Genomic DNA, 23158 nt, shown 5'->3' on the forward strand with positions numbered 1-23158 from the left:
CAGATCGATATGAACAGTCATACAGACCATTTTGACGAGCAAGAAGACGGGTACATTAAAATTGACCGTTATAACGAAGGCAAGATAGCTTCGGTTGCTAATCATTATAAAGATATTCTGGAACAACTCGGAGAAAACCCCGATCGGGAGGGACTTGTGAAGACGCCCGAACGAGTTGCGAAGGCACTCCAATATCTTACACACGGTTACGACCTTAATCCGGCTGAGATCCTTAGGGGAGCAATGTTCCGTGAAGATTACAGCCAGATGGTTGTCGTCAAAGACATCGAAGTTTTCTCCATGTGCGAACACCACATGCTTCCATTTTTCGGAAAAGCGCATGTGGCTTACATTCCAAACGGACACATTGTTGGCTTAAGCAAGATTCCCCGCATTGTTGACGCCTTTGCACGCCGTCTGCAAGTGCAGGAACGCCTTACCAACGAAATACGGGATTGTATACAAGAAACGCTGCTGCCGGCGGGCGTAGCCGTAGTTATTGAGTGCAAACACCTGTGTATGGCCATGCGGGGTATACAGAAGCAGAATTCCGTAACCACGACCTCCGCTTTTACCGGCGAGTTTGCCAAAGATAAAACCAGGGCGGAATTTTTAAGGCTGATTACAGCAAATTTACATTAAGAAGCATACGACATTATGAAAGCATATATTTTTCCCGGGCAGGGCGCCCAATTTTCAGGCATGGGCAAAGCGCTGTATGAGCAGCCTCAAGCGAGAGAGATGTTCGAGAGGGCAAATGACATTAGCGGCTTCCGGATTAGCGATATAATGTTCTCGGGAACAGATGAAGAATTGAAGCAGACCAAGGTCACCCAGCCGGCAATCTTTCTTCACTCTGTGATCCTCGCCAGGACTTTGGGCGAGCGTTTTAAGCCAGATATGGTGGCGGGTCACTCTCTGGGCGAATTCTCGGCATTGGTTGCTGCGTCGGCATTGTCTTTTGAGGACGGGCTTAGACTGGTCATTACCAGGGCCAACGCCATGCAGAAAGCTTGTGAACTGGAGCCATCCACAATGGCAGCCATCCTTGGGCTTGCAAATGATGTTGTTGAGCAGGTTTGTGATGAAATAGATGAAGTAGTCGTAGCGGCAAATTACAACTGTCCCGGGCAAATCGTTATTTCGGGTAGCATAGCCGGTGTAGACCTCGCATGTCAGAAACTGACCGAAGCCGGTGCAAAGCGTGCATTGAAACTGAACGTAGGAGGCGCCTTCCATTCTCCGCTGATGGAGCCTGCCAGACGCGAGCTACAGCAGGCCATAGAGCTAGTGCCAATTTTAAAGCCAGTTTGCCCCATTTATCAGAATGTTGACCCGGTAGCCAATACCGACCCTCAAAGAATTAAAGAAAACCTGATTACGCAACTTACAGGTGCCGTAAAGTGGACTCAGACAATTGAGCAGATGATTGCAGATGGTGCGAACGAATTTATTGAAGTTGGCCCTGGAAATGTGCTGCAAGGTCTGGTTAAAAAGGTGAGCAAAGAGGTGCAAACAGCTTCGGCAACAGCCTAATTGTTCGACAGATCCTGATTCAATGACATAGCGATGAGTATAGCAGGTAACATCAGATTTCTATTATTGATACTGGGTGCCTGCTGTATTGTTACAGCTATTTCGCTTAAGCACTCTATCTCCAAGGAAGAACTATTGAAATATGAGGCATCCAAGCTTCAAAACAGCCTGAAGGAGAAAGAGGAGATCATCCACAACTTTTTGTTGAGCGCCAGACAGGTCGAAAGCGCCAAACGTTATCATTTGAACGAAGCATATGCGCTCAATTTTATTAACAACTATCGTGATCAGGGCATTAATATCCTTACATATAAAGACGGGCGGTTAAGGTTCTGGAGCTCATTTAAGGCGATTCCTCCAAACCCTGAATTCATTCGCGAAGGCTCATCCTTTGTGCAGTTGTCTAACGGCTGGTACGAGTTGATCAAAAAAACCTCCGGGGCTTATGACATCATTTTCCTGATCGAGATCAGGACAAATTACCCGGTTCAGAACGAATATCTGAGTAACCAGATATCCCCCCTGCTATCTGAAACTAATGCTCTTGAACTGGCCGTGTTCACCGACAAGCAGGTTTACGGGATTCACAATCTGGAGGGTAAACTCTTTTTCGAAGTAAAGCTCAAGCCGAATTATTCCAAAAGCATCTATTCAACCATTGAACTGTGGCTGTGGATCATTGGCATATTTAGCTTCTGCCTGTTTGTCAATTCGTTTTGCGGTTGGCTGGTAAAAAAAGGTTATCCGGTTGGCGGAACGTTGCTGTTAATGTGTTTTTTCATGGCCGTTCGGATCAGCGACCTGGAATATGGCTGGTTTAATCGGCAGTTTGATCTGCTGATCTTTAGCCCAAACGTGTATGCGGAAAGCTTTTTTATGCCCTCACTGGGTGATTTCCTGTTAAACGTGATTGCCATAACCTGGATTGTTCTGTTTATGTACACGCATGCAGAAAAATACCGAACGCCAGGCTGGCTTCAAAACAACCGGAGTGTTGGCCTTATTATACACGGTCTTTTTCTTATCGCTTTTGCTGCACTCGCGTATTTGTTTGATCAGGTGTTTTTCGGACTTATCATCAACTCCAAGATCAACTTCGACATTACAAATATCATCAATCTGGGCTGGATCACCTGGGTCAGTATCGTTATTTTGTGCCTCGTGTGGTTCAATACCTACTTGGTTGCGCAAATCTTTATGCAGCAGACCTTGCAACTCAAGGTATCTAACAGAGACCGGCTTGTACTGTTCCTGACCTTATTCCTTGTTTATCTGCTCTATCGGATGCTCAGCGAATTCAGTGTCTTTTTTATTGCCTATGCCCTATTTATATTCATCATGGGCTGGAACTTCTATCAGCGCGGAGCGAAATTCTCAATAGGGATCTTTGCAGCGCTGTTTTTTTGTCTTGCGTTTATCTCCTCTGTAAAATATCTGAAGTTTACCGAAGAAAAGGAACGGACTGGCCGGATCACAATTGCGCAAAGACTGGAAGATGCAGAAGACTTCAAAACAATAAGCGCAATCAGTAGTCTTGAAAAGGCCGTACTCGGCAATAACTTTGTGCTGCATTACTTCAAGCAGCCTGCCCTCAGCAGCGGTGCTGAACTTAGGAAGCACATCAATCGCCAATACCTCGAAACGTACCTGCCAAAGTTTGAATTCGATATTTATGCCTACAATCATGCCGGACTGCCGATGACCGGCGATCGGGTCATGAAACTTGGTTATTTTAAGAATATGGTGCAGTCCGGCTCAGTCAAGCTGCAGGAATCCGATTTCTTTTATAAAATAAATAACGCTTTCGGGTACCAGCATTATTTTGGCATCGTTCCTGTCATAGAAGACGAAAGGTTCCTCGGCACCCTTGTTGTCGAGCTCAAAACGCAGCCCTATAATTTCAGGGGTCAGGTTCCGGAGATCCTGCTGGACCGCAGTTCGGGCAGCGATGATGATTATGCAAATTACTCTATAGCATTCTACAAAGACGGTAAGCTGGAAAGCCAGTCGGGCAAATACACTTACAAACTTACAAATTACAATCTGATCGATAATCAGCCAGGAATTGAGTTCACCGCAGACAGCGCAAATTATTCGCACCTGATCTATTCACCCGGTGCCTCCAAGGTAGTCATGATCAGTCGCGAGAACGTTTCTTATATCACCCGTCTTGCTACACTATCATTCTTTCTGTTGGTGTTCATTCTTTTTTCGATCACCTTATACATCCTGATTTGGCTCCTAAAGAATATCGATGAAAGCTGGACGGGCTGGTTCAACATCAACCGATCCTTAATGATCAATGCAAACAAGATCTTATATAAAACCCGGATACAGTTTTCGATTATACTTTCCGTAGTGGCTACCTTACTCATTGTCGGCTGGACAACCTACTTCTATATGCGTAAAGTTTACCGCATACAACAAGAAGACGTTATCAAAGAAAAGGTGCGCAAAGTACAGGAGTCATATGAGCGGCAGATTGTGAGTACGGGCATACCATACCCGAGCGACAAAGCGGTTAATGACTTTAATCAGTTTGCCGATATCAACGCCTCCTATCTGAATCTTTTTGATACCGATGGACAATTGATCTTCACATCCCTGCCGCGGATGTTTGACCTCGGTATTATCAACCGCCGCATGGGTTCGCGGGCCTTCATACATTTAAGTCAGTTACAAAGGTCGGAATACATCAACCCCGCTGAGAAGGTCGGCATGTTTACCTATGCCTCCGGTTACGCACCGATCCGCGATGGCCAAAACCGGACAGTCGCCTACATCAACGTACCCTACTATGCAAACGAGGCCGACTATCAGAACAAAATCGGCGTGTTCATCAACCTGCTCATCAATATTTATGCGCTTGTGTTTGTCGGCATTGGTATACTCGCCGTCTTTCTTGCGAACCAGATCACGGCTCCGCTTACCTTTATTCAGGAAAGCATCAAGCAAACCAAGCTCGGACAACGAAACCAGCCCATTGTATGGCATCGGCACGACGAAATCGGCTCGCTCATTAAAGAATACAACAAAATGATCGCCGCACTTGAGGAAAGCGCGGCTAAGCTTGCGCGATCCGAGCGTGAGAGCGCCTGGCGGGAAATGGCGAAACAGGTTGCACACGAGATAAAAAACCCGCTAACGCCTTTAAAACTGGGCGTCCAACTTCTGGAAAAGTCTTGGCGGGAAAACGATCCCAACTTCGAACAGAAGTTCGAGCGCTTCAACAAATCCTTTATTGAGCAAATCGACAGTTTATCTACTATTGCGTCCGAGTTTTCGAATTTCGCTAAAATGCCCGACACCAAACTGGAACGGCTTTCGCTGCTGCCTGTGATCGGTCAGGCCAGAGATGTATTTACAAACACCTCCAACGTTGAAATACTGATCCGCAACCATGCAGGCAGGGACGTTGTGGTCATGGGCGATAAGGGCCAGCTGCTTCGAAGTTTCAACAACCTCTTTAAGAATGCAATTGAGGCTGCAAGACCAAATGAGGCATGTCGCATTCAAGTTCTGGTAAAAAGCGATCAGCAGAACGTCTATATCGAGGTCGACGATAATGGCAAGGGTATAGATACCGGGCTTCAGGATAAGATATTCGTGCCCAACTTCACCACCAAGTCGTCTGGTACCGGATTGGGGCTCGCCTTTGTAAAACAAGCTATTGAAAACGCCGGAGGAAGTATAGCCTTTAAATCTTTTGATGGTGTCGGAACGACCTTTTACCTCACTTTCCCGCTATCGTAGTTCAATTTCCGACCGGCCCATGGTATAACCGTCTGAATAGATGATCACCGTATAGGTGCCTTTCATAAAGGGGTTCGGATTAACCCAATCCATGGTGTAACTTGTATTGTCGTCGTTGTAAGATATGGAGGTCGACGTGCTGTATTGCATATCTTCTCCTTCCGCTTCAAACATGTTGTTCTCATTCGCGATAAGGTTGCCCGCCGGGTCAAACACCCGCAAGTAAATCTTGTGATAGTTTTTTTCTGCAAGGGCATTTGGAACTATGGAAAACCTCACGCTCAGCTTTTTCGCCGTGCTGGCCCGGGTCACTTCAATGTTCCGTCCGTTGCTCTTTACGCGATAAGCCGTAACCGATACGTTTGACGCCTTGAGCGCCGAACTTGCACGCACCTTTGCATTCAGTTCAGTGTTTTTTTCGGCAAGCGACTTTGCCTGCTGCTCTGCCAGGCTAGCCGTCTCTTTAAGTACGTCCATCTCATTTTTCAGTGAGGCGTTTTCCCGTTCCAAAAGAATGATGCGTTCGTTGTGCTGGCGCACAAAGTCTCGGAGATTCCTAACCTCTCCCTGCACCGTCTCCAGTTCGGCCTTAGTTAACTCCGCCTTCTGAAGAGCGGCCTTCAGTTCCGCGATCTTTTCTCTGGCCTGCGATTGTTCGTTAACCAGCTTGTCACTAAGCTGAACATTAAGTTCGTTAAGCTTGTCCAGTTCCACTTCAATCTTTTCCACCTCAAGCTGCAGACGGTCTTTTTCGGTGTTTATGCTCACATACCGCTCATTCTCCTGCTTGCCCTCAAAGAAGAGGTAAGCGTTTGTGCCGAGCAGGGCGATAATGACGACTACCAGAAAATAGATTTTATTACGGTCACCTTTATTTATAGTATCGTTCTGGTTCAACATCAATCAATAATTAATACAATATCCACTAGCAATGGCTGTGCGCCGAATCAACTAAAGTAAAAAAAACGCACAATTTTGTATAAGTCTTTCGAAAAAATCGTTTACTTGCTAAGAGTTACGGATACACACAGTCCACAAAACACAACAAATGAAACTATATTCACAAGCAGAGAACCAATACAGCATGCTAAAACATATTATTTACGGGCTTGCGCTACTTTTCTCAGTCCAAATCTCTCTATTCGCGCAAACCACATCAAAAACTGCTCCAAAGCGCGAGTTCAGAGGTGTGTGGGTGGCCACGGTAGCTAATATCGACTGGCCCTCGAGGCCGGGGCTGAGCGTCGACAAACAAAAGCAGGAGCTCATAGGTATCCTGGAGCAGCATCATGCGAATGGCATGAACGCAATTGTGCTGCAGGTGCGGCCTGCGGCCGATGCATTCTACGCAAAATCCAGGGAGCCCTGGAGCCAGTGGCTCATGGGGCGACAAGGCATCGCGCCAGCACCAGGTTACGACCCACTAGAGTTTGCCATCAAGGAAGCGCACTTTCGTGGAATGGAACTGCATGCCTGGTTCAATCCTTACCGGGCGTCGATGAGTCCCGGTGCAGCGCTGCACGAGAACCACATGGCCCGCAAACGTCCTGAATGGTTCTTCACCTATGCCGGCAAAAAACAGTTCGATCCCGGCATACCCCAGGTAAGGGAATATATCGTACAGGTGATCCTCGACGTGGTTAAAGGCTACGATGTAGACGGCATCCATTTCGATGACTATTTCTATCCTTATCCCGTCTCGGGGCAGCGGATCGACGATAGCAAAACCTTTCAGCAGTATGGAGGTGAGTTTGCAGAGATTGGCGACTGGCGGAGAAACAACGTAGATATACTCATCAAGCAGCTGGGCGACAGTATACACCATTATAAAAAGCACGTCAAGTTCGGCATCAGTCCATTCGGCATCTGGCGCAACAGGAGCGAAGATCCTGAAGGATCGGCCACCAACGGACTGTCCAACTACGGCGCCCTGTTTGCCGATTCCAGAAAATGGGTGCGCGAAGGCTGGGTCGACTATATCAATCCGCAGATTTACTTCAGCTTTACCCGCAGTGCAGCGCCTTTTGGTACGCTGGTCGACTGGTGGAGCAACAATACCTACGGCAGACATCTCTATATCGGTCAGGCAGCCTACCTTGTAAACCAAAAGATGGAAGCTGCATGGCGGCAGCCAAACCAGATACCCAACCAGATCCGCTATCTGAGAAACAACAACCGCGTGCAGGGCAGTGTATTCTTCAGTTCTAAGTCGCTGGCAACCGTTGCTCGGGGCACGGCCGATTCTTTGAGGCAGAATTTGTACCAGTACCCGGCATTGCCGCCTCAAATGCCATGGCTCGACGATGTTGTACCCAATCAGCCGCAGGAGCTTATTGCCGATGCCATGAACGACGGGGTACACCTCAAATGGAAGCATCCGCTTAAGGCAGAAGACGGGGAGACAGCTTCAGGATATGTTATTTACCGCTTCGAAGAGGGCGACAAAATCGACATTCTTGAAGCTAAGCACATCCTAAAGATAAGCTTTAACGACTTCACCTCGTTTATCGATACCGAGATAGAACCCGGCAAGAGGTACAACTACCTGGTTACAGCGCTCGACAGGCTAAAGAACGAGAGCGAACCGAGCGGACCGGTCGGTGTTCAGGCCAAAGGCGTAACATCTGCCAACTAAATTAAAAAAGGCCGCCTCCTGAAAAGAAGCGGCCTTTCATAAGTCTGCATAACGCTAAACGAAGCTTATTTCTGAGGCATCAATACCAGGCGGATAAAATTTTCTCCTGTCAGGTATTGCTGCGCCGCAGCCTTTGTACTTTCCGCACTTACAGCTTCGAGCGACTGCTTAAAGCCTTGCAGTTGGTCCATCGGTTCGCCGTTCTTCACGCGATTCACCATGTAGTTGAGCCAGAAGTTATTATCGCGCACGCTGAGCTCCATCTGGCGTTGCTCCTCAGATTTGAATTTACTGATGTCTTCAGATGAAGCACCACTGGCGCGGATTTTAGCCACCTCATCCAGCGAAGCATCAATCAGCTTCTCCACATTTGCCGGTGCACAGCTAAACGAGATGCTAAAATAGTAGTGCGCATCGGGCTCTTTCGACAGGCTTAAGCCCACGCTAGGCGAATAAACACCACTTTCCTTCTCTCTCAGGCGCTCCAGTACCTTAATTTCCAGAGCAGCCTTCAGTGCCTGAAGCTGCGTATTGGTCGCCTTCGCATAGTCATAATCGCCATGCAGGTACAGACGTACTTCCGCTTTATCTTCCAGGCCTTTGTAAACGGTCTTGCTCACCTTGCCTTTAGGCGGACGGATGCCGTGGTCTTTAAAATCCTGCACAGCAGGAGTTGTTGGCAAACTGGCGATATACTTTTCAATAAGGGGCTTGATGGTGTTCATGTCAAAGGCGCCAACGATCACAAATGTTTGCTCACCCAGATCAGCGAAACGGGCCTTATAAAAAGCAAAAGCTTTGTCGAGCGATATCTTCTCGAGGTCAGACAGCTCGGTTGGCATAGCCCTTTTATGGTACGAAGACAGCACCGCCTGCACTGTATCGCCAAACACACTTTCCGGATCACTGTTCTTGTTGCTCAGCGTAACCTTATAGTCGCTGATAGCCTTGTTAAATATTTCCGGGTCTTTCCTTGGCGTGGTAGCGTAAGCATAGATCATCTGAAAAGCAGTTTCGATGTCCTTCGGAGAACTGCTTCCGCTGAAACCCTGGTAAAGATCGCCCACATAAGCGCCTGCGCGACCGGTATTGCCGGCTAACAATTTGCCCAGCTGCGTTGGGTTGAAGGGCCCTACACCGCTTTGCGGGATCAGTCCCACCGCGCCGGCCGATTCCAGCTCAGCATCGCTGGCCAAAGATGTTCCGCCTTTACCGAAAGAATACAATAAGATCTGGTCGTTCTTAAAATCAGTACGTTTTAACAACACCTTAATGCCATTGCTCAACGTCAGCTCGGTCGCGTCAATTGCCGCGATCTTGCTTTCCCCAACGACCTTTCCGGCAGCGGGCATGTTCGCGATAAGCGGTTTGTCGACCGCATTGTCAACATAAGCCGTAACACCGGCGCCCGCATTCTTCACCGCAGCCAAAAGCTGGTTGGCCGTCGGCAATGTAGCCTTGTCCTTTTCCGGCGCCTGAACAATAACAAGCTGGTTATCGTCGGTAATCAACGTTGCAGCCAGCTTATTCACATCAGCCAGCGTGATCTGTTCCATCAGCTTTGCAGTTTGCGTGTACATGTACTCAATAGAAGGAATCGGCGCCTCTGTAAGAAAGTGATTCAGGTATTGCTGTACAAAAGCCGATGAAGAGGTCTTGTCTTTCTCCCTGAACTGTTTCTCCGAACTGGCCAGGATGTTCTTTCGGGCAACATCCAGCTCCGATTGCAGGAAGCCGAATTTGCTGGCGCGCACATTCTCTGCCAGGGCCGCTTTTACAGCCGTCTCAAGCGTAGCACCCGATGAAGAGGCTACACCAGTCTGCAGGGCCATAATGCCCGGTACCAAACCGCCCTGATATGGGCCATAGCTGGTTTGCACATCGATAAAAGGCGCATTGTCTTTCTGAAGGATCTCCTGCAAACGCGAACGCAGCATACTGTTGATCATCGAATACATCAGGCTTTTCTTATAATCGGCCAATGTCTTCATCGATCCGCCGCGCTGCTTGTAGATAACCTGGGCAACATTATACTGCTGTTCCGGATCTGTGATGATCTTAACCAGCGGCTCCTTGTTGTCGGGCAGGTCGTACTTTAGTCGCGGCCTCGGGTTTGCCGGATTGGTCAGCTCCGAGAAATTCGCCTTAATCAGCTGTCCCACCTCGTTGACATCAAAATCGCCGACAGCAATCACCGCCTGTAGGTTTGGCCTGTACCAGTCGCGGTAAAAGTTTCTGATTTTGTCATGTGTAAAGGTCTGCAGGATATCCAGTTTACCGATCGGAAGCCGGTTTGCATACCGCGAATCCTTTAGGAGCACCGGAAGCAACTGCTTGCTCATCCGTTCCTGCGCGTTTTTGCCCCTCGCGCGATCCTCTTCTATGATCACACCGCGCTCCTTATCGATCTCCTCGGCCTCCATAACGATTTTACCGGCCCAGTTGGCCAAAATCTTAAAGCCCGTTTTAAACAGCTCGGCACTGTCTGTCGGGATGGGCAACTGATAAACCGTCTGGTCGAAACCAGTGTACGCGTTTAAGTCGGCCCCAAAGCGCACTCCTGCCTTCTGCAGGTAGTTAATCATCTCATTTTTAGGGAAATCTTTGGTGCCGTTAAAAGCCATGTGCTCCGTAAAGTGCGCCAGGCCCTGCTGGTCGTCTTCCTCCATCAGCGAACCAATACGGTTTGCCAGGTACAATTCGGCGCGCTTATTTGGTTCCGTGTTCTTCCTGATGTAATAAGTTAGCCCGTTCGGCAGCTTTCCGATCTTCACGTTCGGATCTACCGGAATCGGCGTTCCGGTTTGCTGTCCCGCAGCTGCGGATGCCTTTTTGGTTGTGGCGACAGCTTTCTTAGGCTGCGCCGGTTTTTTTTGCCCGAATACCGGAGCGCCAAGCATTACCAGCGCGGCAAAACCCAGGTACAGGACTTTAAATCTTCTTTTCATGTATGGTAATAAAAGTTAGTCAGGCGACTAAAATAGTCTTTTATTACCACAAGTGACAAAAGGCAGCCAGAGAATTACCAATCAAGGTGATATCCGCTTATTAGAGCACCTTTCCGGCGACTATAAAAAAGGGAAACGCACAAACGCCTCCATAGCCTCATAGTCGGCCAGTCCGAGGTTGTCATAAGCCTGCGCCGTCTCGCGATTGCGATCTTCGGCGCGTTTCCAGAACTCCCGCGCATCATCGCCAGGGAATACCGCCTTGTCTTTTTGTGACTGATGCTTAAAGATGGCAAACTTTTTCCGTTCAACTTCCTGCGGACTAAGCGGTACGGCCATTTCAATCTCGTGGGTTTCAAACTCCTGCCATGCGCCACGGTACATCCAGAGCCAGCAATCGTTTACCCAATCTTCCGTTTCTGCCAAACGCCTCAAGGCACGCAGAATAATATTGAAACAAACGATATGCGTGCCGTGCGGATCCTCAAAATCGCCCGCCGCGAATACCTGATGCGGTTTTACCTGCTGCAGCAGCTTCATTGTAAGCTCCACGTCGAGGTCGGTAACCGGGTTTTTATGACTCTTGCCGCTTTCATAAAAGGGCAGGGCCATAAAATGAATATGATCATCGTCCAGACCGCAATACCGCGCGCCGGCGATGGCCTCACCCTTCCTGATCAGACCCTTAACCGTCTGAATTTCTGGGGTGTCGACCTGGTTCGGCCGTTTGCGTTCCATAAATGCCCGCATATCCTGATACACCCTTTTCAGTTCAGGCTGCTCATGGCCCATCTTTTCGGAGAAGTCGATGTTAAACTCCACAAAGCGAAGCACATCATCGTCCCACACCGCCGTATTGCCCGAAGTCTGATAGGCTACGTGCACATCATGACCCTGGTCGACCAGCCTGATAAACGTTCCGCCCATCGAGATCACATCGTCATCCGGATGCGGCGAGAAGATAATGGAACGTTTCTTGGCCGGCATGGCCCGCTCCGGACGCTGCGAATCGTCGGCATTTGGCTTGCCGCCCGGCCAGCCAGTAATGGTATGCTGCAGTTTATTAAAAATGTCGATGTTGATGTTATACACCGGGCCGCGGTCGACCGCCAGCTGGGCCATACCGTTATTGTTATAATCATCTTCCGTAAGCTTTAAAACAGGCTTGCCAATATGATTGGCCAGCCAGATAACTGCCTTACGGGTCAGTTTCTCGTCCCATACACAGTCTTTCACCAGCCATGGCGTATCAAAACGCGTCAGCATAGAAGCAGCATCCTGATCCAGAATAAACTCTACATGCTCCGACAGTTGCAGGTAGGTCGCCGGCACTTCACTCGAGATTTCGCCCTCCACCGCCTTTTTAATGATTGGCGCTTTTTTCTTGTTCCAGGCCATCAGAATGATCTCCCGGGCCTTAAAAATGGTGCCTATTCCCATGGTTATCGCCTTGGTAGGAACAAAAGACTTGCCTCCAAAATCGCGCGCCGCATCCCGGCGCGTCAGGTCGTCGAGCGTTACCAGCCGCGTACCAGAATTGGGTGCAGAGCCCGGCTCGTTAAAACCGATATGGCCCGTACGACCTATTCCCAACACTTGTATATCAAGTCCCCCGGCCTCGGTGATCTTTCGCTCGTAATCCAGACAAAAAGCCGGTATATTTTCCAGGTCCAATGTGCCGTCAGGAATGTGCACGTTCTGCTTGTCGATATCAATATGGTCAAACAGTTGCTCGTTCATAAACGAAACATAGCTCTGTGCCGCATTCGGCTGCATCGGGTAGTATTCGTCCAGATTAAACGTAGTAACGTTCCTGAAGCTCAAGCCTTCCTCCTTATGCATTCTGATCAGCTCGGCATATACGCCGACAGGCGTTGCGCCTGTTGCCAGCCCAAGCACTGCTTGTTCATTCAGCTGTTGCTTTCGCTTAATCAACCCGGCGATGCGTTTTGCAACGTGCAATGATGCAGATTGGGGAGTATCAAATACAGAAACGGGTAGTTTTTCGAAGCGCGTCTCTTCCAGGAGGTTTAATCGTGCCATTTAATTATATTAAGAAGTGTACGGAGCAGTAAATATAAGTCTATGTGGCCGCAATCGCAACATGACTCGTCCAACATTTCTTCGGGATTAGTCCGGGGCTTGTTCGCAAAAAGGGTAGCTTTTGTGGACTATTCCCGAACAAAACCCGGACTAATCCCAGATTTTGTGGACACCAGGTAGCATCTTCTTACGGTCCAGCAAAGTAGAATGTCGTATCTTTGGTTCAATGGCAGTAATACTTTGCGCTTAAAAAAGATACCACTGGATGAACCGCAACTGGACCAAAATTTTTGAGATTGTAAACAAGCCGGGGCGACTCATTATCGGGCTGATGTCGGGTACCTCGCTCGATGGCCTCGATATTGCGCTGTGCCGCATAATCGGATCGGGACTGTCGACCACCCTGCAGCTTGAACGGTTTACAACCATAGCGTATGCAGATGAACTGAAGGCCGAAATAAAGCAGGTTTTTTCGAAAAGGGCGGTCGACCTCCAGATGGTTGCACTAATGAACGAAAAGATTGCAATTACACATGCCGGGATGATTCTGGATACGCTCAGACTTTGGGGCATCGAAGTCGGTCAGGTCGATGTAATAGCCAGTCACGGTCAGACGATCTTTCATGCGCCCGCCTCGCTGCATGGGCTCGAGGAGTATCCCGACGCGACCTTGCAGATTGGCGACGGCGATCACATTGCGGTCCGCACGGGAATCATCACGATCAGTGATTTCAGGCAGAAGCATGTGGCCGCCGGTGGCGAGGGCGCACCGCTTGCGGTTTATGGCGATTATCTGCTGTTTTCAGAGCCGGGTGAAGTGAGGTTTATGCTCAACATAGGCGGTATTGCCAACTTTACTTTTTTGCCAGGTGACGCAGGGAAGCCTATGTTTTCTACCGACGTAGGACCGGGCAACACGCTGATGGACCAGTTTATGCAGCAGCATTATGGTGTGGCGTTCGACCGCGACGCAGCGGTAGCTAGTCGGGGCAAGGTAAGTGAAAGTCTGCTCGGGGAACTGATGCGCACGCCGTTTTTAGCGGTCGGTTTCCCGAAAACGACGGGGCCGGAGCTGTTTAATCTGGATCTGCTCAGAAAGGCTATGGAAGGTTCAGTTACACTGCAGTTAAGCGATGAGGATGTGATGGCGACTTTATCGGCCTTTACTGCGCGGGCAATCGCGGCCGCTGTGGAACGCTGTCTTTCGCAAATTGATCTGGCAGGCGGTGAGCCCAGGCGGGCCATTTATATGAGTGGGGGCGGTATGCACAATCCGCTTTTGGTGAGTCAGTTGCGCGCCTTGCTGCCGGGTTGTGATTTCTTCACGACAAAGGATCTTGGTTTTGATCCCGATGCTAAGGAGGCTGCGCTGTTTGCCTTGCTGGCCAATGAGACACTTGTGGGCCACGGGCAGGACTTTTCGGCCGCGATCGGCATACCTGCCGTATCGATGGGCAAAATAAGTTTCCCTTGTTAGGATGTCGGTGCGGGTTACGATAAATTTTCTATTTTTGTGCTATGGCAGATTTTACACTTACCTCCGAGTCCTGGCAAAAGGTGAAAATAAAGTTTTTACGTAAATACCGCGAGCTGGCAAACGCTGACCTGGTTTTTGTTCCCGGACAGGAGGATCAGCTGGTTGAGCAGCTGATGGATCTTGTAAAAAGAGACCGTACGTATATTGAGTTTACGATCAGGAAAGCCTTGTCCGATCCGGACGGAAACAGATTGTAATTGCATCTTCTGCAATAAATTGCTATTTTGTATTGCAATTAGGAGGTGTGATGAAGAAACAATACAAGATAGCTGCGGTTATTGCGCTGGTCGCCTTTTCGGTTGGCAGCTGGTCGTTTAAAGAGGACCTTTTCCAGGTTTCTAAAAATCTCGATGTTTTTGCTGCGCTGTACAAGGAGATCAATATCAATTATGTTGACGAGACCAATCCCTCAGATTTGATGAAGACCGGCATAGATGCTATGCTGGAGGACCTCGACCCGTATACGGAGTATGTGCCCGAATCGGAGATTGAAGATTATAAGCTGAAATATGTGAGCACGCAGTACGGGGGCATTGGTGCCAGTACGCTTTTTATTGAGGGCAAGCTGTTTATCAATGAGGTTATGGAAGGTTACCCCGCCGATAAACAGGGCTTGCTGCCTGGCGACCAACTGCTGAAGATCAGCAATAGTGACGTGAAGGGAAAGGACAGGGCTCAGGTCAGTCAGCTTTTGCGTGGACCCAAAGGTGCTCCGGTCGAGCTGCTGATCATCAGAAATGGCGCTGTGTTAAACAAAACGGTGGTGCGCGATGAGATCAAACAGCCTAATGTAGCCTACGCAGGCATGATAGCCGATAATGTGGCTTATATACGGCTCGACAAGTTTCTGGAGAATTCGGCAAAGGAGGTGAAGGAGGCGGCTGTGGAGCTTAGCCGCCAGCAGCCTAAGGGTATGGTGCTCGACCTGAGGTATAACGGGGGAGGTATATTGCAGGAGGCGGTCAAGATCGTCAACCTGTTTGTCGGTAAAGGCGTGCTGGTTGTGACCCAGAAAGGGCGTAATCCGCAAAAGACGTTTGCATACAATACGTTGTCTGACCCGCTTTTTGCACAGATGCCGCTGGTTGTGTTGATCGGCCCAAATTCTGCTTCTGCATCGGAGATCGTTGCCGGGGCGCTGCAGGATCTGGACCGCGCCATTATTGTAGGCCAGCGGAGCTATGGGAAGGGCCTGGTTCAGCAGACGTTTAACCTGCCGTACAACAGTCTGGTGAAGGTAACTGTGGCCAAATATTTTACGCCTTCGGGCAGGTGCATTCAGGCGGTCGACTATGCCCATAGGGATGCGGACGGATCGACGCACCGTTTTGCGGATTCGCTGTTGTCCAAATTTAACACCCGGGCTGGAAGAACGGTATATGATGGCAACGGTATCTATCCCGACGTGGTGGTGAACGCTTCTAAACTGAGTCCCATTACCACATCGATATTAAGTAAGAGCCTGTTTTTTGACTACGTGAATGCTTACAAGCTAAAGCATAAAGCGATTGCGCCTGCGGCCGAGTTTCGGCTGACGGATGCGGACTATACGGAGTTTATGACTTCGCTTGAGGATAAGGATTATTCGTATACCTCGAAAACGGAGCGATTGTTGGTCGATCTGCGTGATGAGGCGGAAAAGGAGAATAAGCTGGCCGCCGTTAAATCGTCGCTTGATGATCTGAAAGCGAAGATGCTGGTGGCCAGGAAAACGGAGCTCATGACGCATAAGGCGGAGATCATACGGATTCTGGAAACGCAGATTGCCAGCCGCTATTACTACGAAAAGGGTAAGGTTGTTCAGGCTTTCCAGTACGATAAAGAGTTGGCCCAGGCCAACCTGCTTCTAAAAGATTCAGCAAAGATGCTCGCTATCCTTAAGGGTGACGGCGCTTACAAGAATATAGGCAGTCCCGCTAAAGCCATCGCTTCAGCGGAGCTGACGGACTAAGTTTTGAATTGCGCTATTCGGCGTGATGAAGTTTAACTACCAGTCCGTCCATAGCCGGATTGAGCTGCAATTGACAGGCTAATCTGGAGTTGGGTAAAAGATCGGGCAGGGTATCCAGCATGGCGTACTCATCGTCCGACATGTCGTTGAGTTTTTCTTCGCCTTCCAGTACGTCTACACAGCATGTTGCGCAAAGTGCCATGCCGCCGCAGGTAGCAAGGATATCGTATTCGCAGGCTTTTAAGAATTCCATCAGGCTAAGTCCCATATCTACAGGAGCTTCGAGGGCAGTGCGGCTGCCATCCGGGTTTTGAACGTGGACGGTGATGTTGTTGTCTTGCATGCTTAGAATTCTGATACGCCGTTTACTGTAGTGTACTTCATGGTATATTTAACACCAGGATTCATGTACTGGTATGCACTGTGGCTCATCAGCGCAGCTTCGTGGAAACCGCAGAGGATAAGTTTGAGCTTGTTTGTGTAGGTATTGATGTCGCCAATAGCATAGATGCCCGGTATGTTTGTAGAGTAATCGTCTACGTTGACCTCTATTGCGCTTTTGCTGATATTGAGGTTCCACTGTTCAATCGGACCAAGTTTCGGACTAAGTCCAAACAAGGGAATGAGGTGGTCTGCTTCTACTGTGGTGGTTTCGAGCGATTTGTTATGAATGATCTCCACACTTTCCAGTCGACCGCTGCCATTCACCGCGTTGAGGTTACTGTTAAGGATAAGGTTGATTTTTCCGCTTTCGGCAAGCGCCATGACTTTGTTTACAGAATCTGGCGCGCCCCTGAAGCTTTCGCTCCGGTGTACCAGGGTAAGCTCTTCTACAACGTCGGCCAGAAATATGGTCCAGTCAAGCGCCGAGTCACCACCGCCTGCAATCACCATTTTTTGTCCGCGGTACTGCTCCGGATCCAGGATCATATAATTAACGCCTCTTCCGTTTTCAAAGTTCTCCAGATTAGCTACTGCAGGTTTGCGCGGCTCGAAGCAGCCTAGTCCCCCGGCAATGACCACTACTTTCGCCTCAATGACGGTACCCATGTTTGTGGTGAGCACGAAATCCTGTTCGCCGCGTTTTTCCAGTCCCTCGATCCGCTCACCCAGCGTGAAGCCCGGGTGGAAAGGTTTCGCCTGCTCCATCAGGTTGTCGATAAGTTCCTGAGCAAGTACTGTTGGATAGCCTGGAATGTCGTAGATGGGTTTTTTTGGGTAAATTTCTGAAAGCTGGCCGCCTACCTGCGGGAGGTAATCGATTAAATGACAACGCATTTTTAAAAGCCCTGCTTCAAATATCGCAAATAAACCTACAGGTCCGGCACCAATTATGGCTATATCAGTAGAAATCATGGTATCTTTAAATTTGTGGCGAATTTACAAACTTTTGCTATTAATAACGATTCTATTTTAGATTATCTACAAATTCCCTAGAATTTATTTTGGAACGCCGGGCTTGCAATATTAATTTATATTTGTGCATTACGCATGGACAAAAACATCTATTTCGCTTCCGATTTTCACCTGGGCTCACCGGATTTCGCGGCAAGCCGTGAACGGGAGGACCGCATTGTACGCTGGCTGGATGAGATTACACCATCGTGTTCGGAACTGTTCCTGATGGGTGATGTGTTCGATTTCTGGTTTGAGTACCGCAAAGTTGTCCCGAAGGGTTTTATCCGCTTGCAAGGAAAGCTGGCTTTCATGGCCGATGCAGGGATAAGGATTTACTTTTTTAAAGGGAATCATGATATGTGGGTGCGGGATTATTTTACCAGGGAAATGGGTGTGGAGATTGTGAGCGATGAGCTGGTGATTGAGCGTGGCGGCAAACGGCTCTTTTTACATCATGGTGACGGTTTGGGCCCCGGCGACGGCAAGTATAAATTCCTTAGAAAGATCTTTCGGAATCCGCTCTGCCAGTGGCTTTTCGGGCTGTTGCCGCCGAGAATCGGCATAGGTATAGCAACCGCATGGGCCAACCATAGTCGCGCCGCAAGCCGGGCTGAAGAAGTTTTTCAGGGGGTCGACAACGAATGGCTGGCGGTATATGCAAAAGAGCGGTTGACTGATTCGCATTACGATTACTTTATTTTTGGTCACCGCCACCTTCCGCTTGATATTGATCTGGGCAATGGTTCGAGGTATATTAATACCGGAGAATGGTTGAAATCATATTCTTACGCTGTGTTTGATGGAAAGGAAGTGCGTTTGAGGTATTTTAATGGCTAGTTTTAATGAGGTTAATCTAAAAAGCCGTATTTTTGCTGCCCGAAATAATAGGTTGTCATGCTAGATAAATTAGAAGCGATAAAGTTGCGCTGGGAAGATGTGGAGGAACAGTTGAGTAATCCTGATACCATGCAGGATATGAAACGCTTTGCAGCTTTAAATAAGGAATATAAAGATCTGACCAAGGTTGTAGAGGAGTATAAGGTCTACAAGAATATCATTAGTAATATTGAAGCCAACCGGGAAATTCTGACCGCTGAGAAGGATCCTGAGATGCGCGAGATGGCCAAGGAAGAGCTGGAACTTTTGCTGGCGCAGCAGGAGGAGATGGAAGAGCGTGTGCGGCTGATGCTGATCCCAAAGGATCCTGAAGATGCCAAGAATGCTATGTTTGAGATCAGGGGCGGTACCGGCGGTGATGAGGCGGCTTTGTTTGCTGGCGACTTATACCGTATGTATACCCGGTTCTTTGAGCAAAGGGGCTGGAAGGTTGAGACGATTGATGTTACGGAAGGTACGGCAGGAGGCTATAAGGAGGTAATCCTGAAAGTTAGTGGTGAGGATGTGTACGGACAGCTTAAGTATGAGTCTGGCGTGCACCGCGTGCAGCGTGTTCCGGATACGGAGACGCAAGGACGAGTACACACTTCTGCAGCTTCTGTTGCGGTTTTGCCGGAGGCGGAAGAGATAGATTTGTTTATTAATCCGGCCGACATTGAACTGCAGACATCACGCTCCGGCGGTGCGGGTGGTCAGAACGTGAACAAGGTTGAGACAAAAGTACAGTTGACACACAAGCCTTCGGGTATTGTGGTTGTTTGCCAGAAAGAACGCTCGCAGCTGGGCAATCGGATCATCGCGATGGAAATGCTGCGCAGTAAATTGTACGACATTGAGTTGCAGAAGAAGACTGGAGATATCGCTGCTAAGCGTAAAACGATGGTTTCTACGGGCGACCGTTCGGCTAAGATCAGAACCTATAATTATCCTCAGGGCAGGGTTACGGATCACCGTATCGGACTTACACTGTATAATTTGAATGGTGTAATGGATGGGGGTATTCAGGAGTTGATTGATGCGCTGCAGTTTGCAGAGAATGCCGAGAAGCTAAAAGAGGGTGCTGTAAATTAATGGGTTACAATTATTTTGAAATAATTGTTGCAAAGTTAAATAAACGAGCTATATTTGCATTCCCGAAACGAAAGGGAAAAAGGTCTGGTAGTTCAGCTGGTTAGAATGCCGCCCTGTCACGGCGGAGGTCGCGGGTTCGAGTCCCGTCCAGACCGCAAAAAAGCACTCAATTGAGTGCTTTTTGTGTTTAAATCGATCTTGATTAGTTGTGATCCGGATTTTTAAGGGTTTAGGATAGCAGTTCCTGCATGTCCCGGTCGGCAGTCGGAATCTTCTTCAGAAAGTCGTCAAACCCGGCATTCTCTTGTGAGCTGTACATGCCGTAAGCGTCCAGGATGTATCCAACCTGCCCGTCTTTATCTTCGAGGATATACAGTACAGAGTTGTCTCCAGGATCTGAATCGCCTTCGAAGCGATAGGTTTTTATGATAGTCAGATCGTCGGGGTTATAAATCTTGTTGAGGCCGACGCCTTGCATCTTACCGTGATCGGTCATCTTAATTTCATTGTCGAGACCTTTTAGCCTTAGTTTTTCTAGTATCTGGCTAAGTGTGTTCATTTCTACAGGACGTTCCATAATAGATTGGTTTTTCTAATAAAACAACCCATATGGCAATAAGTTTTATGTGCGCTAAAACAGAAAAGGCTTTCCAAAGGAAAGCCTTTAATATAATGCAGGCAATGGGTGTTGCTATAAGGCGAATGCTGATTTGACCTGATCTACGAAGTCTAACTTTTCCCAGGTGAACAGCTCTACTGTGACAGTTTTTTCTTCTCCGCTAGGGCTCCTGAAAGTCTTGCTAATAGTTTCTGGACGGCGGCCCATATGTCCGTACGCTGCCGTTTCGCTGTATATCGGATTGCGAAGTTTCAAACGCTGCTCAATGAAGTATGGGCGCATGTCGAACAGACCTTCAACGATCCGGGCAATCTCGCCGTCGGTTTTATTTACCTTCGATGTGCCATAGGTATTGATATAAATACCCATTGGTTTGGCAACCCCGATAGCGTAGCTCACCTGTACGAGTACTTCTTCCGCTACTCCGGCAGCGACCAGGTTTTTGGCAATGTGGCGCGTAGCATAAGCTGCGCTTCTGTCTACTTTACTTGGATCTTTTCCCGAAAATGCGCCACCGCCGTGAGCGCCCTTTCCTCCGTAGGTATCCACGATGATCTTACGGCCGGTAAGGCCGGTATCACCATGCGGTCCGCCGATAACGAATTTGCCGGTAGGGTTGATGTGATAGGCTATCTTGTCGTTGAACAGGTGGGCGTACTGCGGGTACTTGGCAATGATTCTGGGTATAAGGATGTTGACCAGGTCGTTTTTTATTTTGGTAAGCATAGCCCCTTCTTCATCGAAATCGTCGTGCTGTGTGGAAATAACGATCGCGTCGATGCGAACAGGCTTGTTGTTATCGTCGTATTCTAAGGTAACTTGCGATTTTGCGTCCGGGCGCAGATAGGTAATCTCTTTGTTTTCCCTACGTAAGGCTGCTAGTTCCTGCAGCAGTTTATGAGACAGATCAAGCGCAAGCGGCATGAAATCTTCAGTCTCATTGGTTGCATAGCCGAACATCATACCCTGGTCGCCAGCTCCTTGTTCTTCTTTGCTGCTTCTGTCAACACCCTGATTGATGTCTTGAGATTGTTCGTGTATAGCGGAAAGAATACCGCAGGAATTAGCCTCGAACATATATTCGCTCTTGGTGTAGCCGATTTTCCTGATTACATCGCGTGCAATCTGTTGAACGTCAAGATAGGTTTGTGATTTTACTTCTCCCGCCAAAATTACCTGGCCGGTAGTTACAAGCGTCTCACAGGCAACCTTAGACTCTGCATCGAACGCAAGGAAATTGTCGATAAGCGCATCAGAAATCTGGTCGGCTATTTTATCGGGGTGACCTTCAGAAACTGATTCAGATGTAAATAAATAAGACATGCTAAATATTAATTTATTTTAAGTTTAACTTACTGCAAAATGGAGGGAGATCCCGGACGGGCTGTAAATGAAGTGTATGATTGATTAGCACTTTTTTTTACGTGGTTGCAATCCTGCCGTATGGGCATCGCAAATCAGTCCACTTTGGAGTGCTAAATTAAGACATATATTTAAATAGTCAAAAATTATCGATTATTTTGCGGGTCAATATTATAGCTTTGGGAAGGTCAGACGTACTTTTTATAATTAATCCAATTTCTGGTGGGAAAACAAAAAAAAACCTTCCTTCTATGATCGAATCGTGTCTTGACCAGAACAAGTTCAACGCTAGGTATGTGTTCACTGAATACGAAGGCCATGCTTCAGAATTGGCTGGAGCAATTGATGCTTCAGAATTCGACGTAATTGTGGCTGTTGGCGGTGATGGTACGGTCAATGAAGTGGCTAGCGAAGTAATTAAGCGGAACAAAGTTTTAGGTATTATCCCTTTTGGGTCGGGTAACGGATTGTCAAGATACCTGAAGATCCCTATGTCGTCGAGTAGGGCCGTCCAAGTTCTAAATGAACGGAATATTAAAGCAATTGATGCCGGAAAAATAGGGGACAAATATTTTTTTAATATGGCCGGGGCTGGCTTTGATGCTCACATCAGCGCCGTTTTCGCTAAGCAGAAGTTGCGGGGTCTGAGAGGCTACCTGAAACTTGGCTTTAGTGAAATGATAAATTACAGGGCCGAAAAATATTGCTTTTCGGTAGATAGTAAAAACTATAGCCGAAGGGCGTTCGCGATCAGTGTCGCAAACTCTTCTCAATATGGTAATAACGCTCATATTGCTCCTGATGCCTCTGTTACGGACGGCATTTTAGACTTATGTGTTATAAAGGAATTTCCGTTATACAAGTTACCCCTTCTCGCTTACCAGATGCTTCTTCGGCAAACAGATAGGTTTGGTCTGGTGGAGATAATCCGAGGAAAAGAGATTAACATCCTTCGGGAAAGTGACGGCTTCGTTCATATTGATGGCGAGCCTTATTTAATGGGAAAGGATGTTCATATCTCTGTCCTTCCTCAAGCATTAAAAATTATCGCCTAGCATGTCAAAGAAAAAAGGACACTCAGAACTTGGTGGAATTATGTACTCTACCAATCCCGATTTTGAATTTAATCATGAGGAAGAGTTGCCGGCTAAAATACCGAACGGTCAGCAAATCCTTAAGGTTATGCTCGACAAAAAAAACCGTAGCGGAAAAGCCGTAACTCTAGTTACCGGTTTCAGAGGTTCAGGGGCGGATTTAGAATTGTTATCGAAGATGCTTAAAGTAAAGTGCGGCGTAGGGGGCGGTGTTAAGTATGGAGAAATTTTCATCCAGGGAGACTTCCGGGAGAAAGTCTTGTCGCTACTTATTAAGGAAGGTTACAACGCAAAAAAAGCGGGCGGATAAATGC

At 48.2% G+C, this 23158-nt stretch carries 18 protein-coding genes and 1 tRNA gene; 12 read left to right on the plus strand and 7 right to left on the minus strand.

From position 1 onward, the window contains the following. The first annotated feature begins 9 nt into the window (after positions 1-9). The 3 genes from folE to J3P40_RS03590 are packed head-to-tail and all read left to right on the plus strand — an operon-like array spanning position 10 to position 5289. The gene (gene folE, locus J3P40_RS03580; protein ID WP_256003037.1) at positions 10-642 is read left to right on the plus strand and encodes a GTP cyclohydrolase I FolE; all 633 of its coding nucleotides are present in this window, start codon (positions 10-12) and stop codon (positions 640-642) included. Between the two features lie 15 nt (positions 643-657). Then, positions 658-1536, plus strand: a complete 879-nt coding sequence (gene fabD, locus J3P40_RS03585; RefSeq protein ID WP_256003039.1) for an ACP S-malonyltransferase — start codon at positions 658-660, stop codon at positions 1534-1536. Positions 1537-1569: 33 nt separating this feature from the next. Further along, positions 1570-5289: a sensor histidine kinase gene (locus J3P40_RS03590; protein ID WP_256003041.1), complete on the plus strand. Its 3720-nt coding sequence runs from the start codon at positions 1570-1572 to the stop codon at positions 5287-5289. Here the strand turns inward: J3P40_RS03590 and J3P40_RS03595 are convergent. Continuing rightward, a complete protein-coding gene (locus J3P40_RS03595; RefSeq protein WP_256003043.1) occupies positions 5281-6189 on the minus strand; it encodes a coiled-coil domain-containing protein in 909 nt (302 codons plus the stop codon). The two genes, J3P40_RS03590 and J3P40_RS03595, sit on opposite strands and share 9 nt — an antisense overlap. 148 nt (positions 6190-6337) lie before the next feature. Here J3P40_RS03595 and J3P40_RS03600 point away from each other — a divergent pair, with 148 nt between their 5' ends. Then, positions 6338-7924, plus strand: coding sequence for a glycoside hydrolase family 10-like protein (locus J3P40_RS03600; protein WP_256003044.1), 1587 nt, complete (start codon positions 6338-6340; stop codon positions 7922-7924). 65 nt (positions 7925-7989) lie between these two features. Here the strand turns inward: J3P40_RS03600 and J3P40_RS03605 are convergent, their stop codons facing one another. Both J3P40_RS03605 and nagB read right to left on the minus strand, forming a co-directional pair. Continuing rightward, positions 7990-10872 (minus strand): M16 family metallopeptidase, encoded by a 2883-nt coding sequence (locus J3P40_RS03605; RefSeq protein ID WP_256003045.1) that lies wholly within the window; start codon positions 10870-10872, stop codon positions 7990-7992. 120 nt (positions 10873-10992) lie between these two features. After that, positions 10993-12915 (minus strand): glucosamine-6-phosphate deaminase, encoded by a 1923-nt coding sequence (gene nagB / locus J3P40_RS03610; RefSeq protein WP_256003046.1) that lies wholly within the window; start codon positions 12913-12915, stop codon positions 10993-10995. Between the two features lie 265 nt (positions 12916-13180). On the opposite strand from nagB, the gene J3P40_RS03615 reads away from it, so the two are divergent. The 3 genes from J3P40_RS03615 to J3P40_RS03625 are packed head-to-tail and all read left to right on the plus strand — an operon-like array spanning position 13181 to position 16403. After that, positions 13181-14392: an anhydro-N-acetylmuramic acid kinase gene (locus tag J3P40_RS03615; protein WP_256003047.1), complete on the plus strand. Its 1212-nt coding sequence runs from the start codon at positions 13181-13183 to the stop codon at positions 14390-14392. Positions 14393-14433: 41 nt separating this feature from the next. Then, positions 14434-14649 (plus strand): hypothetical protein, encoded by a 216-nt coding sequence (locus tag J3P40_RS03620; protein WP_256003048.1) that lies wholly within the window; start codon positions 14434-14436, stop codon positions 14647-14649. A 50-nt stretch (positions 14650-14699) separates the two neighbouring features. Continuing rightward, a complete protein-coding gene (locus J3P40_RS03625) occupies positions 14700-16403 on the plus strand; it encodes a S41 family peptidase (protein WP_256003050.1) in 1704 nt (567 codons plus the stop codon). 13 nt (positions 16404-16416) lie between these two features. On the opposite strand, the gene J3P40_RS03630 is transcribed toward J3P40_RS03625, so the two are convergent. Then, complete coding sequence (locus tag J3P40_RS03630; protein ID WP_256003053.1) at positions 16417-16746, minus strand: 2Fe-2S iron-sulfur cluster-binding protein; 330 nt, start codon at positions 16744-16746, stop codon at positions 16417-16419. Positions 16747-16748: 2 nt separating this feature from the next. Beyond that, entirely contained in the window at positions 16749-17759 is a 1011-nt protein-coding gene (locus J3P40_RS03635; RefSeq protein ID WP_256003056.1) for an NAD(P)/FAD-dependent oxidoreductase, read from the minus strand. Positions 17760-17894: 135 nt separating this feature from the next. On the opposite strand from J3P40_RS03635, the gene J3P40_RS03640 reads away from it, so the two are divergent. The 3 genes from J3P40_RS03640 (at position 17895) to J3P40_RS03650 (ending at position 19924) form a co-directional block, all read left to right on the plus strand. Next, positions 17895-18638, plus strand: a complete 744-nt coding sequence (locus J3P40_RS03640; protein ID WP_256003059.1) for a UDP-2,3-diacylglucosamine diphosphatase — start codon at positions 17895-17897, stop codon at positions 18636-18638. Positions 18639-18695: 57 nt separating this feature from the next. Further along, the gene (gene prfA / locus J3P40_RS03645; protein WP_256003061.1) at positions 18696-19769 is read left to right on the plus strand and encodes a peptide chain release factor 1; all 1074 of its coding nucleotides are present in this window, start codon (positions 18696-18698) and stop codon (positions 19767-19769) included. Positions 19770-19850: 81 nt separating this feature from the next. Next, positions 19851-19924, plus strand: a tRNA-Asp gene (locus tag J3P40_RS03650). A gap of 74 nt (positions 19925-19998) precedes the next feature. Here the strand turns inward: J3P40_RS03650 and J3P40_RS03655 are convergent. Further along, on the minus strand, positions 19999-20346 hold the full coding sequence (locus J3P40_RS03655) for a hypothetical protein (protein WP_256003063.1): 348 nt from the start codon (positions 20344-20346) through the stop codon (positions 19999-20001). Positions 20347-20460: 114 nt separating this feature from the next. Next, positions 20461-21711 carry a methionine adenosyltransferase gene (metK, locus tag J3P40_RS03660; RefSeq protein WP_256003064.1) on the minus strand — a complete coding sequence of 417 codons (1251 nt, stop codon included), beginning with the start codon at positions 21709-21711 and terminating at the stop codon, positions 20461-20463. 218 nt (positions 21712-21929) lie between these two features. Here metK and J3P40_RS03665 point away from each other — a divergent pair, with 218 nt between their 5' ends. After that, positions 21930-22805, plus strand: coding sequence for a diacylglycerol/lipid kinase family protein (locus J3P40_RS03665; protein ID WP_256003065.1), 876 nt, complete (start codon positions 21930-21932; stop codon positions 22803-22805). Between the two features lies 1 nt (position 22806). Then, a complete protein-coding gene (locus J3P40_RS03670) occupies positions 22807-23154 on the plus strand; it encodes a translation initiation factor (RefSeq protein ID WP_256003068.1) in 348 nt (115 codons plus the stop codon). Positions 23155-23158 lie beyond the last annotated feature (4 nt).

The organism is Pedobacter deserti (assembly GCF_024436415.1).
GTDB classification, from domain to species: Bacteria; Bacteroidota; Bacteroidia; order Sphingobacteriales; family Sphingobacteriaceae; genus Pedobacter; species Pedobacter faecalis.

What these genes read in the sequence shown, in the direction of transcription:
- J3P40_RS03670 (WP_256003068.1), top strand. Translation starts at nt 22,807, where the DNA reads ATGTCAAAGAAAAAAGGACACTCAGAACTTGGTGGAATTATGTACTCT.
- J3P40_RS03635 (WP_256003056.1), bottom strand. Translation starts at nt 17,759, where the DNA reads ATGATTTCTACTGATATAGCCATAATTGGTGCCGGACCTGTAGGTTTA.
- J3P40_RS03605 (WP_256003045.1), bottom strand. Translation starts at nt 10,872, where the DNA reads ATGAAAAGAAGATTTAAAGTCCTGTACCTGGGTTTTGCCGCGCTGGTA.
- J3P40_RS03615 (WP_256003047.1), top strand. Translation starts at nt 13,181, where the DNA reads ATGAACCGCAACTGGACCAAAATTTTTGAGATTGTAAACAAGCCGGGG.
- fabD (WP_256003039.1), top strand. Translation starts at nt 658, where the DNA reads ATGAAAGCATATATTTTTCCCGGGCAGGGCGCCCAATTTTCAGGCATG.
- nagB (WP_256003046.1), bottom strand. Translation starts at nt 12,915, where the DNA reads ATGGCACGATTAAACCTCCTGGAAGAGACGCGCTTCGAAAAACTACCC.
- prfA (WP_256003061.1), top strand. Translation starts at nt 18,696, where the DNA reads ATGCTAGATAAATTAGAAGCGATAAAGTTGCGCTGGGAAGATGTGGAG.
- J3P40_RS03620 (WP_256003048.1), top strand. Translation starts at nt 14,434, where the DNA reads ATGGCAGATTTTACACTTACCTCCGAGTCCTGGCAAAAGGTGAAAATA.
- J3P40_RS03630 (WP_256003053.1), bottom strand. Translation starts at nt 16,746, where the DNA reads ATGCAAGACAACAACATCACCGTCCACGTTCAAAACCCGGATGGCAGC.
- J3P40_RS03600 (WP_256003044.1), top strand. Translation starts at nt 6,338, where the DNA reads ATGAAACTATATTCACAAGCAGAGAACCAATACAGCATGCTAAAACAT.
- folE (WP_256003037.1), top strand. Translation starts at nt 10, where the DNA reads ATGAACAGTCATACAGACCATTTTGACGAGCAAGAAGACGGGTACATT.
- J3P40_RS03590 (WP_256003041.1), top strand. Translation starts at nt 1,570, where the DNA reads ATGAGTATAGCAGGTAACATCAGATTTCTATTATTGATACTGGGTGCC.
- J3P40_RS03640 (WP_256003059.1), top strand. Translation starts at nt 17,895, where the DNA reads ATGGACAAAAACATCTATTTCGCTTCCGATTTTCACCTGGGCTCACCG.
- J3P40_RS03625 (WP_256003050.1), top strand. Translation starts at nt 14,700, where the DNA reads ATGAAGAAACAATACAAGATAGCTGCGGTTATTGCGCTGGTCGCCTTT.
- metK (WP_256003064.1), bottom strand. Translation starts at nt 21,711, where the DNA reads ATGTCTTATTTATTTACATCTGAATCAGTTTCTGAAGGTCACCCCGAT.
- J3P40_RS03655 (WP_256003063.1), bottom strand. Translation starts at nt 20,346, where the DNA reads ATGGAACGTCCTGTAGAAATGAACACACTTAGCCAGATACTAGAAAAA.
- J3P40_RS03595 (WP_256003043.1), bottom strand. Translation starts at nt 6,189, where the DNA reads ATGTTGAACCAGAACGATACTATAAATAAAGGTGACCGTAATAAAATC.